Source organism: Apibacter sp. B2912, assembly GCF_009827835.1.
Lineage (GTDB): Bacteria > Bacteroidota > Bacteroidia > Flavobacteriales > Weeksellaceae > Apibacter.
On sequence record NZ_WINV01000005.1, the window covers coordinates 69,864 to 82,942 of the forward strand.

12 protein-coding genes are annotated in these 13,079 nt (G+C 30.9%); 6 read left to right on the plus strand and 6 right to left on the minus strand.

What is annotated here, in order from left to right:
• Positions 1–1,092: a PKD domain-containing protein gene (locus GFV01_RS08650; protein WP_160566542.1), complete on the minus strand. Its 1,092-nt coding sequence runs from the start codon at positions 1,090–1,092 to the stop codon at positions 1–3.
• 931 nt (positions 1,093–2,023) lie between these two features.
• Between GFV01_RS08650 and GFV01_RS08655 the strand changes: the two genes are divergently transcribed.
• From GFV01_RS08655 to GFV01_RS08680, 6 genes are all read left to right on the plus strand, one after another.
• Entirely contained in the window at positions 2,024–2,866 is an 843-nt protein-coding gene (locus tag GFV01_RS08655) for a hypothetical protein (protein ID WP_160566545.1), read from the plus strand.
• 697 nt (positions 2,867–3,563) lie between these two features.
• The gene (locus tag GFV01_RS08660) at positions 3,564–3,920 is read left to right on the plus strand and encodes a YciI family protein (protein ID WP_160566548.1); all 357 of its coding nucleotides are present in this window, start codon (positions 3,564–3,566) and stop codon (positions 3,918–3,920) included.
• Positions 3,910–5,115: a sigma-70 family RNA polymerase sigma factor gene (locus GFV01_RS08665; RefSeq protein ID WP_160566551.1), complete on the plus strand. Its 1,206-nt coding sequence runs from the start codon at positions 3,910–3,912 to the stop codon at positions 5,113–5,115. The genes GFV01_RS08660 and GFV01_RS08665 overlap by 11 nt, the downstream gene beginning before the upstream one ends.
• A 26-nt stretch (positions 5,116–5,141) precedes the next feature.
• Complete coding sequence (locus tag GFV01_RS08670) at positions 5,142–5,345, plus strand: hypothetical protein (RefSeq protein ID WP_160566554.1); 204 nt, start codon at positions 5,142–5,144, stop codon at positions 5,343–5,345.
• 645 nt (positions 5,346–5,990) lie between these two features.
• Positions 5,991–8,423, plus strand: a complete 2,433-nt coding sequence (locus GFV01_RS08675) for an excinuclease ABC subunit UvrA (RefSeq protein WP_160566557.1) — start codon at positions 5,991–5,993, stop codon at positions 8,421–8,423.
• Positions 8,420–8,596 (plus strand): hypothetical protein, encoded by a 177-nt coding sequence (locus tag GFV01_RS08680; protein WP_160566559.1) that lies wholly within the window; start codon positions 8,420–8,422, stop codon positions 8,594–8,596. Before GFV01_RS08675 ends, GFV01_RS08680 begins: the two co-directional genes overlap by 4 nt.
• Positions 8,597–8,681: 85 nt before the next feature.
• Here GFV01_RS08680 and GFV01_RS08685 read toward each other — a convergent pair whose 3' ends face one another.
• The 5 genes from GFV01_RS08685 to tssD form a co-directional block, all read right to left on the minus strand.
• A complete protein-coding gene (locus GFV01_RS08685; RefSeq protein ID WP_160566562.1) occupies positions 8,682–8,930 on the minus strand; it encodes a hypothetical protein in 249 nt (82 codons plus the stop codon).
• Positions 8,908–10,548 carry a phospholipase effector Tle1 domain-containing protein gene (locus GFV01_RS08690; protein ID WP_160566565.1) on the minus strand — a complete coding sequence of 547 codons (1,641 nt, stop codon included), beginning with the start codon at positions 10,546–10,548 and terminating at the stop codon, positions 8,908–8,910. The genes GFV01_RS08685 and GFV01_RS08690 overlap by 23 nt, the downstream gene beginning before the upstream one ends.
• Before the next feature lies 1 nt (position 10,549).
• A complete protein-coding gene (locus GFV01_RS08695; protein WP_160566568.1) occupies positions 10,550–11,659 on the minus strand; it encodes a DUF2931 family protein in 1,110 nt (369 codons plus the stop codon).
• Between the two features lie 36 nt (positions 11,660–11,695).
• Entirely contained in the window at positions 11,696–12,403 is a 708-nt protein-coding gene (locus GFV01_RS08700; RefSeq protein WP_160566736.1) for a DUF2931 family protein, read from the minus strand.
• Between the two features lie 71 nt (positions 12,404–12,474).
• Positions 12,475–12,720 (minus strand): type VI secretion system tube protein TssD, encoded by a 246-nt coding sequence (gene tssD / locus GFV01_RS10300; protein ID WP_370513742.1) that lies wholly within the window; start codon positions 12,718–12,720, stop codon positions 12,475–12,477.
• Positions 12,721–13,079 lie beyond the last annotated feature (359 nt).

A 13,079-nucleotide genomic window follows, 5' to 3' on the forward strand; every position in this document is an offset into this window, starting at 1 on the left:
TTATTCATAAACCCAAATAAGTCTTTTTTTAATTTTATATTTTATAGTCAAACCTTCAATGCAGTTTCTATTATTTTTGGTAAGTCGTATGGATTCAATTTTTATTTTTTTATTTTGGATTTTATCACAAAATTCTGAAAACGGTATAATAACTTTTTCGTTTTTAATTACTGGAAAATCATAGTTATCGCAAGTATATTTACCAAAGTCTTCCTTAGCTTTATTCTGCTTAGCAACATCAATTAATAATAATTCAAACTGATTTTCAGATATGGAAGGAGCTAAGTTTTCTTCTATTTTAGAAATTTTCTCTTCTACCGGAGTCTCCATAGGTATAGCAGGTATATATCTTAAAAATTCTTCCATGGGATCTTTTTGCGGATTACCTGGAGGCAAATAATAGACAATGGTATCTTTTTCCGGAATATATCTTTTAAGAGTATCAATTTTAGACACATTTAATTTTCTAGGCTTGACATATATATCTTTACTGGCAATATGCGTTATATCTCCATTGATTGCTAATGTCAATCTTTTTTTACCTGGCGAACTATAACTATAAACCGGATATTCAGAAGTATTGTCCATTTGTCCAGATTCTCCAAAACTCCATTCCCATGAAAAAGCCTCCCCTAAATATTTATAATAAACTTCAACTGGTTGCCCAACAGTAACTACCGTTGGAGCAATAATTTTAGGAATTTTCATGGAATCTATTATTTTCCCCATACTCCTTATTTCTAATGTTTTTTGAAATGTACAAGAACCATTAACCTGCAAGGTTACGATATACATTCCTGATTTATCATATTTATGTAATGGAGATCGGTCGTATACTTTCGCAGAATTATCTCCAAAATCCCACACCCAACTTTTAGCATTAGGTGTTAAATCTTTAAATCCGATTATTTCTCCGACCTGTTTTTTTTCAGCTTCAATAGTAAAATCGACTTGCCCACAATCTATATACCTAGAATATTTATAGAATAATATAAACAACCCAATCAGAATAAATACAATAAATATCAAAACTATTCTGAAATCAACTTTTTTAAAAAACTTATTTAAAGAATATTTTAATTTATAGTTCATTACAACAAATAATATTAAAGGTATATACCATTTGCTAACTTAAGCAAAATATTTATATATATAAAATAAATTAATATTTTTTTTATAGTATATGTTTACATATATACAAATATTTATTTTGTGTAATTAATTTGTTTTTATTTATAAAGTCTTAAATTTTAAATAATTTTTATCCTGTATTAAAGCCATTACTAGAAAAGCATATTTATATCCATAATACAATCAATACTTGTAACGTATTGATAATTAATTATTTAAAAATTTTTTACGGATAATTACTTATAAATTTAATTTTATTTATAATTATTTATGGATATGTATAAATTATTAAGTGTATATTGATTATTTTTATATTCTTAAAAGATCTAAGAATAATTATAATTTATATTTTATTTAAACACACATTGTTTATCACATATTTAAATGTATTTAAAAATTTTAAAATTTATAAATTAAAATAAAAGTCAATTAAATTACTCTATAAAATTTTATTTCTCATACAACCAAATAAACTAGCATCATATTTTTTTAAAGATTAATTAGATCGACAAACAATATTTTATTTTATAAAAAGATTACTATTCTTACTTATAAATATTATCTTACTTAATAAAATTAATTTATTTTTATTTTGTTTTACCAAAACCCCATAATTAATCAATAGATATAAATAAAATATATATTTAAATATAATTTTGAATTTGAAAAGTGTTGTTAAATAGATATTCATTTAAAAATTTAATATTTATGATAATTTTAATTTAATACCAATTAATTTACTTAAACTTTAAAATATTTATAAAAAAAAAAACATATTATATCATATTTATTATACAAACCAATCATTTTTGCCATATATTTAATAAATTTAAATGTTATCTTTAAAAATTAACTTTATTATATTTTATTTATAATTAAAAAATACAAAAAAATGAAAAATAAATTTCAACTGCTTAAGACTTTATTTATTACTATTAGCGGATTACTATTAATTAATAGTTGTAATAACGACAATGATATCAACCCAATATCGAATAAGAATGAAAGTATTACTACTTTCGAAAAAAATTATATAAGGTATATTTATCCGGAATCAAATAATGATTCAATTAAATTAATTGGATTTAAAACGGTCTATTTCAACAAAGATGAAGCACAAGAAATCAAGAACGCACAAGAACTATACAAAAAAGAATTAATTGAAATTAACAAATCAATTTATTATCCTGAAGATTATTCTTTTATTCGAGTATATTTCCCGATGAGTGATGCTATAGTAAACTATAATGGAAAAACGTATGAAGCAAGTAATCGAGGAAGCTTTATTACAGATGCGTTTGTAAATTTAAAAACTACTTCTTGGATACGAGTGATTGGAAGAAAAGCATCCGAACACATTACGGGAACAGATTTTAATTGCATTGGAGGAAATCAGATATTGCTAGCCGAAAAATTAGAAAAGGCAATGAAAGATCATACTACTGAAAATACCTATGTATTTAATTTAGGAGAAAGAAGCTTTACTCATCACTCCTTAGAAAATAAAACTGTTACTGCACGTTCCATTTCCTGTTATCAAAATCATGGAAATTTAAATTGCAGCACAGCTTTCGGTTATAATGGAAAATGTGATAGAGAATTTACAAATTGCATGGATTATAATGGATGGCCTGCAAGATGCTTTGATAAAAGCAAAATTGGTTTTATTGGTAGTGATTGCCAAAGAGCAATGGCTGCCGGAAAATGTTGGAATGAGATTATGAATCGTAATTAAAAATCTCTATATATTACAAATCAATTAGTTAACTAAAAGATTTTGTTAAGTTAGTTTGTCAAAAATATTACCATATAGATAATTTCAGATAAATTATGTGATTATTATTATTTGTTAAATAAAATATTAAAAAAACTGTTTAATTGTATAAATCTATAATGTATCTGATCATCTATTATATTCTTTGTCTCTTGAATTATCACAGTTAATATTTTCTAACTTATTATTTCTAGATTTTATTTTTTTACTTTTTTATATATTTTCATTCATATAGTTAATTAAATAAAAATCTTTTTAATTATTTAAGTTTTTAATTTCTTTAATTCGTTAGTTTATCTATATTTTTGATATGTCTGAATGAATTTCCCTTAAAAACACTACTTTAGACGCAATATTAATCCTCCCAATTATCAAATTTCCTTCTTATCAAACAGAAATTTAGTACATAATAAATATTATTAAAAATCTATTATAACTTTCATATAAAATCATATAATCCGATAATTCATCTAAAACAGCCTTAAGGGTGGTTTAATTTATATAGCCATTTAAAACCAAATCCCCTTTATTAAACATCCTATTTTATTTTATCTTTGTATAGTATTTCGAATGTAAGTTTTTTTAATAATTTAAAATTTTTATTTAAAAAAATGTCCAAAAATAGCATAATAAAATGTCTTAAATTAAAACATTTAAAATGAAACAATTCCTATTATTATTACATGAAAACAATGAAAAACTAAGAGAATTATCTGAACAAGAAATGCAGACATTAGCTGATGCTCATATGAAATGGGCAACAAAATTAGCAAAAACAGGGCATTTAATTTCAGGGGATGGATTACATGAAAAAGGTGTACTTATTACGGGTAAAGACTGTGTTATTAAAGACGGGCCATACTTGGAATCCAAAGAAATAATTGGAGGCTATTATTTATTACAAAGCGAAAATCTGGAAACTATTATCGAGTTAGCTAAAAAGTGCCCGACACATTATTATGGGGGAACGACAGAAATCCGTCCCATCTTGAATATGGAAGATTATGATTCCTAATTTACCTTTTGAAGATAAAATAAATTACAGAACATTATACGGAAAGCTTTTTTCTATATTAGTGATTCGATTTGGTGCTACCCATATTTCTGAAATTGAAGATGCTATTCAAAATTCTTTTTTGAAGTATCTGAAAATCCAGAAACAAAATAATTTACCAAAAAATATAGAAAATTGGCTATTCATGGTAGCTCGTAATGATTTACTAAATATAATAAAACGCAAACAAAAAGAAGTTTATAATTTTTCAATAGAACTTACAGAAGATGAAAAAGTAGATCCATATGAAACCGATCTTCGTTTACAAACGATACTATTTATCTCTTCGTTAAACAACTTATCCACACAATCTAAAATTATTTTTATACTCAAAAATATATTTGGGTTAAGCATGCTTGAAATTCATGAATCCACTTTAATTAATCAAGAAGCTATTTATAAAAGCATTAACCGAACTAAAAAGAAACTTAATATTGATTTAAATTGCAAAAAAATCGAAATAAATTCCGTTACGGTTAATCAAAAAACAATATCAATTGTTGAAGAAATCCTTTATGCCGTTTTCAATATTGGCTTTGATTCTTTTAGTGAAAATACTGAAAATATTGTGAATAAAGATTTATGCTTAGAATCATTTGTTTTGACAAAGTTATTATATAATAAATGCAATTATACTTCAACCAGTAATTTACTAGCTATCTTATATTTTCACATATCAAGAATTCCTGCAAAAATTGATAATGGGAAATTAATTTCCTTTTTTAATCAAAATCGAGACAAATGGAATAAAGAACTACTTACTATGGCTTTCCATCATATTAAAAAACCCCAAAATAATAATAAATACTATATTGAAGCAATTATCATCAGCAAGTATATGTCTAAAAAAGATTTTAGCTTAAAAGATTGGACTGAAATATCATATTTATATGAAATGATGCTTGAAATCTCGCAATCACCAATACTAAGACTTAATTACTCATTTTGCTTAAGCAAAATTGGAAAAAAAGATAAAGCCATGAACATTCTTTCAGAAGTTCAAAATCAACTACCAGATCATCATCTATACTTTTCTTTAGTAAAAGCTATAATAATGAAAGAGTCCAACCCTAAAAAGTCACATGATATAATTCTTATGCTTAGTAATAAAATGAACCAAAAAATAAGAAAAGAATATTTAAAGTGTTTACCTTGATAATAAAATAGATATTTATTAGATTATTGATTTTCCAAAATAAAACGGGCATGATTAAACCTAATGATTATCCTTTTGATAGGGAATTACACGAAATACCAACGACAAAAAGTCGAAAACTCGCCTTAACCCTTGAAAAGATTAAACAAATTGCCAATTTTGATGAAGGAATGAAAGCAACCGCACAGTATCGTGATTTATGGTTATTCCAATCTATGCAATCAAATTAACTTTGTTTATATTTTGCTTTTAATCTTCAACTATATCGAGTAAGATGAGTTATTCTTTTACTGACATAAAAAATTACGGATTGCTAAAGATAAACATGAATTTTCTGTAACAATTTCATTCAAAATATATAAATTATCAATCGCTGGGACAGTATAGATAAAAAAGATTATAATTACCCTTTCCCTTATTTGATAGCACATGAAACACCTTTGTAAGAAAAAAAGAAAATCATTGCGAGTGTGATTAAGTTTTGCGGTAAAATAATGAAAAAAATTGCATGAGCATTAAAAATTAAACAGTTATTAGTACATACAAGCCAGGCACTCTTACGCAACAGTTCTTAAACCTTATGGTGCGAGTATTTCCTATTTTCGGAAAGTAATTGAATATTTAAAGCCTTTACTTATAGTAAAATAACTTTTAAAAAATCTTTAATCAACATTAATGAATTGATATAATAATAAAATTTAAAATAAATTTCATTCAATTAAATGTTGCAATTATAATATTTTTAATATTTTTTAAAATATTTTTATATTTATTTATCTATTACCAAATGATATTCTATATTTGTGCTATTGTTTGATCTTAACGATAAATAAATTAGTTGGAATTTCTTAATTAAAAAGACAAGGTTTGATTAGATGAAAAGTATAAAAATAACAGGAGCTCACATTCACAATCTTAAAGACGTTGATATTACTATTCCCAAAAACAAATTAACCGTTGCTACCGGTATAAGTGGATCAGGAAAGTCTAGTCTTATGTTTGATATTGTGTTTGAAGAAGGACGCAAAGGGTATCTTCAATCATTAGGAATATTTCCGGGACTTGAAAATGAGAGAAAATTTGCAAGCATAGAGGGTATTGGCCCGACAATTGCAGTTAAGCAAAGCGTTGTACGTCAGAATAACCCAAGATCAACAGTCGGTTCAAAAACAAACATATTCAACCTTCTCGCCCTACTGTATTCAAGTGAAGGGCAGGTTAAATGTTCAGAGTGCAACGAAACTATTGGACAAGATAAGGTCTGCGCTAAGTGTGGACATGAGGAAGAGCGCCTTGAATTAGGCTATTTTTCCTATAATAACCCTAACGGAATGTGTTTGAAATGCGCTGGCAGAGGCGCATATTATCACGTTAATATGGAAAAGCTTATTGCAAATCAAAATCCCACCGTTCGAGAGTTATTTAATTTTATCGGGGTAACCCCCGGTATACTTCGCGTCTTGGAAAGGAATTTCAAAGGCTATATGGATCAGCCTTATTTAGAAATACCGGATGAAATAAAAGAAGAAGTGGTAAACGGCCATTATGTCAGCAATAACAGTGCAAATCAAAGCTTCTGCTTATCAAGAATTTTGCAAGCTAAACACAAAAGAGGCGAATATTTAAATGGTCTGTACGAAATAACCCTCTGCTCAGAATGCCACGGATATCGCATAGGTGAAGAAGCTCGCAACATATTAATTAATGATAAACATATTGGTCAAGTCGGCAAAATGACTTTAGACGAGGCTAAAACGTTTTTTGAATCGGCATTAGAACTAAACGAAATAACGCAATTTGGGAAAAATCTTCTTAAAGATATTTTGGGTAAAACAAACTCATTAATTGCTTCTCGTTTAGGGCATTTATCACTTTATAGAGAAATGTCCTCACTAAGTGGCGGGGAAATACAACGACTCTTCCTTAACTCGCATTTGGAATCGAAACTTGAGTCACTTATCTATATTCTTGATGAACCCACAGTCGGACTACATGAATCAGAAAAACTTGAACTTTTACAATCTATAAAAGCGCTTAAAGATTTGGGCAACACGGTTATTGTTGTGGAACATGACAGAAGTACGATAGAAATAGCTGAACATATCATTGATATTGGCCCAAAAGCGGGAATTGAAGGCGGGGAAGTGATTTATGAAGGTGATTATGCCGGTCTGTTAAAATGCGATAAATCATTGACAGGACAATATCTTTCCGGTAAAGCAAAAATGCCGGTAAGGATGTTAAAACAAAATATCGATGATTCTGCTATTCCCCGTTTAGTCATTCGACACGCCAAAACCAACAATTTAAAAGATATTTCAGTCGCATTTCCATTAGGCGTTCTTATTGGGGTTTCGGGCGTTTCCGGAAGTGGTAAAAGCTCCTTGATATCGAACACGCTAACGCCCCTGTTAAAAAGTTATTTTCGCTTAGACGCCAATAAGAACAATACCGATGGAGAAGAAAACGAAGTAGATATTGAAGAAGAATCACTATCAATTGAAACAATAGCAGAAAGGCTTGATGGCGCAGAAAATATTTCTGGCTTTGCTGAAGTATCGCAGGCACCAATAGGAAGAAATATAAATTCGAATCCTGTTACTTTTACCAAAATATGGGACAAGATACGTAGATTATTTGCAGAACAACCCGAAGCAAAACGATTAAATTTAACGGCGGGACACTTTTCCTTCAATTCCGAGGGCGCTTGCCGAGAGTGTCATGGTAGTGGACGTAAAGCTATTTTTCCTGAAGGTAGTTTAAAGATGTACGCAACATGCGAAAAATGTAAAGGTAAAAGATATAACAACGAAGCTTTAACTGTCATGTATAAAGGGAAAAATATTTCAGAAATTCTTGATTTGCAGATTTCGGAAGCGATAGCCCTATTTAGTGATAATGATTTCATCGTTCGTCCGTTACAGATAATGGAACGGATTGGTATGGGATATATAAAGCTTGGGCAACCCACTTCAACAATGAGCGGAGGGGAAACCCAAAGACTAAAACTCGCGAAGGAATTAGGACAGCAACGAAAAGGTCATATCTTGTATATCATGGATGAACCCACTACTGGTTTAAGCCTTTATGATACAGCTCAGCTGATAAAACTGTTGGATGAATTAATCAAAAGCGGAAACTCTGTGATTGTTGTTGAACATAATCATGAAGTTCTTGAATCGTGTGATTGGATTGTGGAACTTGGTCCTGAAGGAGGATTAAAAGGTGGTGAAATCATTGCCGAAGGAACGCCTAAAGACTTGGTGAAAAATCCAAAATCACTAATCGGAAAATACCTTACGATTTGAAAAGTGGATACTTGATTATGGCTTATATAAAAGAATTAGAAACCATTGATGCAGAATCGGTGGATATGAATCCAGATAAATTGAGAGAGCTGGATGTCGCCTTGAATTTTCAACTCGGCATTATTAAAGGAATCGCTATTTTGAGAAAAGGCGGCATTGTTTTACAAGAATAAAATATTTAAGTATAGTCTGAAGATTTGCGATTCTCTACCTCAGCAAAAATTACATAAATCAATTATCAGTATATTTTACGGTGATTTAAAGAAAAACCCGAAGCAAATTATATTGCGGTATGGCTTTTTCCAACTTTACTTCCGTGCGAAAACACAGAATTTGAAAGTGAAAGTGTTCACGGGTTTTTCCGGTAAATAAGATTCCGACATTTCTGGTCCAAAGTTTTTCCTTACCTTTTCCATGATTCATTTGATCCATAAAACTTGTAGTGAGTCGGTAGTAGTACGTTTTTCCCGGCTGCATTTTTATTTCAATTGGTGTCAACGGTTCCATCGGCATTATAATATTCTCTTTTTCTGCTTTTATTTGGCGTATTGCCCAATTCTCCCCAACGGGAAGACCAATGCAAGTAGTAGTTTCTTATTTTCTTTAGCAATCGATCGGAATCGGTGACGTATATTTCTTCTAATTCTTTTTCGATTGGTTGGTGGTTAGTTTCTGTTTTTTCTTCTGTTGGTATCTTCTTGTCTGCTTGATTCAAGTGATTTTCCTTGATTTCTTTTGTTGAAGTGGCTTGATTGAGTTTTTTTTCTTCTTCTTCTTCTTTTTCGCTTTTCAATACCCAGTCTTCATTCCATTTCATGGTATAAAGCTGTAGATACTCTTTGGCCTGTTGCAGGGTCTTGTTTCCCGAAAGACTGTATTTCTCCATTTCGCCGGGCATATAATACTTCCCCATATAGGGTTCTGATTCTTCCCGCATCAGGTGTAGAAAGATATAGCTGTATTCTTTCCTTAGGTTCCGTTCGCCTTTTAAGCTGTAATGGCTGTGCTTAGTTACCATTTTGGGTTCTATTTTTAATTGTTCCGGCCTATACCATCCGCCTTGGATCAATTCTGCTCGATAGTCTATCAGCTTTTCCAATTCATATTTTGACCTTTTTTCGATCAACAGGTTTTCGCTGCCGGTTTCGGTATAGTTGGAATAGCTTCCTCCTATATCACTGTGAACTCCCGGGAAATTGCGTTCTATTCGATTGGTCCCCGGCTTAATGCGGGTAAGTGGAAAATATTCCCGATGCTCATCCAACGAGGTAAAATGAACGATTTTTTGTGGTCTTCCTAATTCATCTAAATGTAATTTAGATATTTTACTTTTGAAATTCGGTAAAAGCAAGGCATCCGGATCGTAAGAAACTACTGTATCGTAGATTCCTAAAAAACGTAAATGAATAAAGGTATTGTCGATCAGTTCATGACTAATTTTCTTTTTTAATAAGGCAGTTCCTAAATTACCCATTCGAGGCAGTTTTCCATTTTTAACCCAAGCTTGTGGCACTTCTTTTCCTTCATGATCATAATATCTCCCGTTTTTTACTTTCGCTGAATACGCTAATTTTTGAATGTTGTATGCAAAATACCGTGCGGCAGCGGCTCCTCTACTAAAGCCAAAGACATCTACGGTTATTATTATTTCGGATATTTTATCAGGTTCATCTATAAAATTTTTTAATAACTTTATTTTTTCAGCTAGAAAATCACATCCCTTACTAACTTTACCCTGTATTCCCGTTTCCCCCCTTCCGTAGGCATATCCGCTTAATGTATCTGATTTTTTATCTTCCGTTCCAATACCCTCCACATAAATAGCATAGTCATCATAACAACTCATGGATTTTCTACCTACATTGGTAAAATCATTTAAATAACTGGTGTTTTCTTTATCTACTCGTTGTCTGCTTAAAAATTTTTTTTTCCGTGCATTTTGCTCGAATATTTGTATTTCTTCCTCGGTGGGATTTCCATATCCGTCTATCCCTCGCACTTTTTTCCATATCCGGGTATTTTCTCGATTATTAAGTGTTCCGTCAAAAAACAATCCATAAGTTAGTTGAAGCTCTCCCGGTTCAGATCGGGCCTCTCCGCTGTTAAATACAAAGGTTTTTCCCATTTTAAAATATTTTTACCTCACTTTCATACAACCCGATGCTTTTTCCGTTTCCTTCCAACCATACCGAGGCATCATCTCCTGTATGGATAATTCGTACGGTTAATTGTATTGATTCTTCCGTATTTCCCTGTGTTAGTTCTTCAAAAGCCTTAAATATCTGGGCTTCATTAAAAGTTATTGCTCCTGATCTTAATTTATTTTCTTTTTCAATCCAACTAAATGATATTTTTCGAGGTATGGCTTTTTTTTCTGATTTGTTCCATCTTAATTCTTCCGGTATTTGATATAATTTTATCGGTTTATCTCCGAATAAGATTTCTTTTTCTCCATTAAAGTAAAAACAGGTTACTCTATTGGTTATTTCATCTGAATTCGGAAAATCAAAGTTAAATTTCCAATTATATTTTTTCCTGTACGTATCCCAAAGCCCAAAAGGAATAGGTTTGCCTTTATTAGCATCTTGCACATCTTGGGGGATGATCCCCGGATTTTTCATTATGGATTCTTGATATTCCGGACGTAGCATACTATAGACCGGTTCGTCTTTTAATTTATCAACTTGTTCTTTGGGTATTTCCGTTTTAATTCCTTGATATCTGCCCACTTCTATTTGACGACCTGTTCCCGCGACCCAAACTACGGCTACTCCTCCGGGGGCAAAGCCTACATTGATGGTTCCATAATTATCTTTTTCTGGTTCAGGAAATTCATTATTATATGATGGAATATAGTATCCTTTTCTAAAAAGTCGGGCTATTTTTTCGTAATCCAATTCGGCATCTACATGGTAAAAGGTTTTCTCGGCAAAAGATATCCATATCACATTAAGCCGCTTGGGAAGAGGTTTAATACCACTACCCATAATTCTTCCTAAACTCCCCCAACCCTCTCGTCCTGTATGTAAGCCAGAAAAGAGGCTGGCATATCCTCCATCAGTTAATTCAAGTCCTCCCATAAATACGTCTACCGGATAACCTAAAGGACAGGAGACAGATTCCTTCCATTCAAATTCTTCTTTCATAGTTTTTTTATTTTTATCCTGACAGCTTACCACCACAGAAAGAAGTTGTAGTAGCGCTATCAGATAATGATTTTTTATTTTTAGTTTCATTGTTAAATATTTATATATATAAATGGTTTCCCATTTTTAAAATATTTTTACCTCACTTTTATACAACCCGATGCTTTTTTCGTTTCCTTCCAACCATACTGAAGCATCATCTCCGGTATGGGTGATTCGTATGGTTATTTGTAGAGGTACCCCTTCCGCCTTATCCTGTGTAAGCTCTTCAAATGCCTTAAATATTTGATCTTCATTAAATTTGATATATCCTCCACAGTTCTCTTTTACTTTTTCCTTCCAACGAAAGCTTATTTGTTTGGGTATGGCTTTTTCCTCTTCATAGTTCCAGTGCAATTCCTTCGGGATTTCATATTTTTTTATTTGATAGTCTCCAAATAAATTTATTTCTTCTCCGTTATAAAAATCATATGTCATCTCATCCAATTCTGCCTCTTTGGGTAGTTCATAATTTATTTTCCAATTATATTTTTTCCTGTATGTATCCCATAGCCCGTAAGGAATGGGTTTGTTTTTATTGGCCTCTTGCACTTCTTGAGGGATGATCCCAGGATTTTTTATCACCGATTCTTGATATTCCGGCCGTAGCATGCTGTAGATCGGTTCGTCTTTTAATTTTTCGACTTGTTCTTTGGGTATTTCCGTTTTCACTCCCTGGTATCTGCCTATTTCTAATTGACGACCTATTCCCGCTGCCCAAACTACGGCTACTCCTCCCGGGGCAAAACCTACATTGATTGTTCTATAGTTTTCTTTAAACGGTTCCGGTTTGATGGGGTTTTTCTCCTTTTATAAGAATATAACCTTCTCCTTCATATACTTTTTTTCCATGCGCTTTTTTGTTTTTAGGTTGTGTGATAAAAAAACTTAACTAAACACCTATTTCTTTTTAATGAAAGAAAGCCATTAAAACTCAGGCTGAGTGCTAACAAGGTCATACTAACCTGTATCGGGGAAGTTCCAACGGAGCTGAATTTATCCCGGAATTTAATGCAGTAGACTTTTTCAAATGTTTTTTCCAATAGGCGGCTCATTCCATCCCGACTGAAGAAGATAATTTTTCTGATTTTGTCCCCGTCTGTAGAAAGAATCTAGCCTACAAATGGGTTTTCCCGGTTTTTCTATGCTTAGTTCTATTTCTCTGCTTTAATGTTTTTCAGGCAGGTTTAAGATGCTTTCGGTGTACTTTCAAAAATTGTACTTGCACTTTAGTACGGTGTAGCTTTCTCCGTCTATTGCTAATTTAACTAAAAAGAACTCATAGCTTTAAATTTTTTTAAAGAAAATAAATAGTGATTTTTCATAATAAATAAATTTTAACAAAGATAAATATTATTTTTTTAATGGATAAAACAGCTATAATAGATGTGATTCAAAATGCAAAAAACATAGCTATTATTCGTTAAAGATATATAACAGCCATTTTTTCTGATTTTATTTATATTTATTG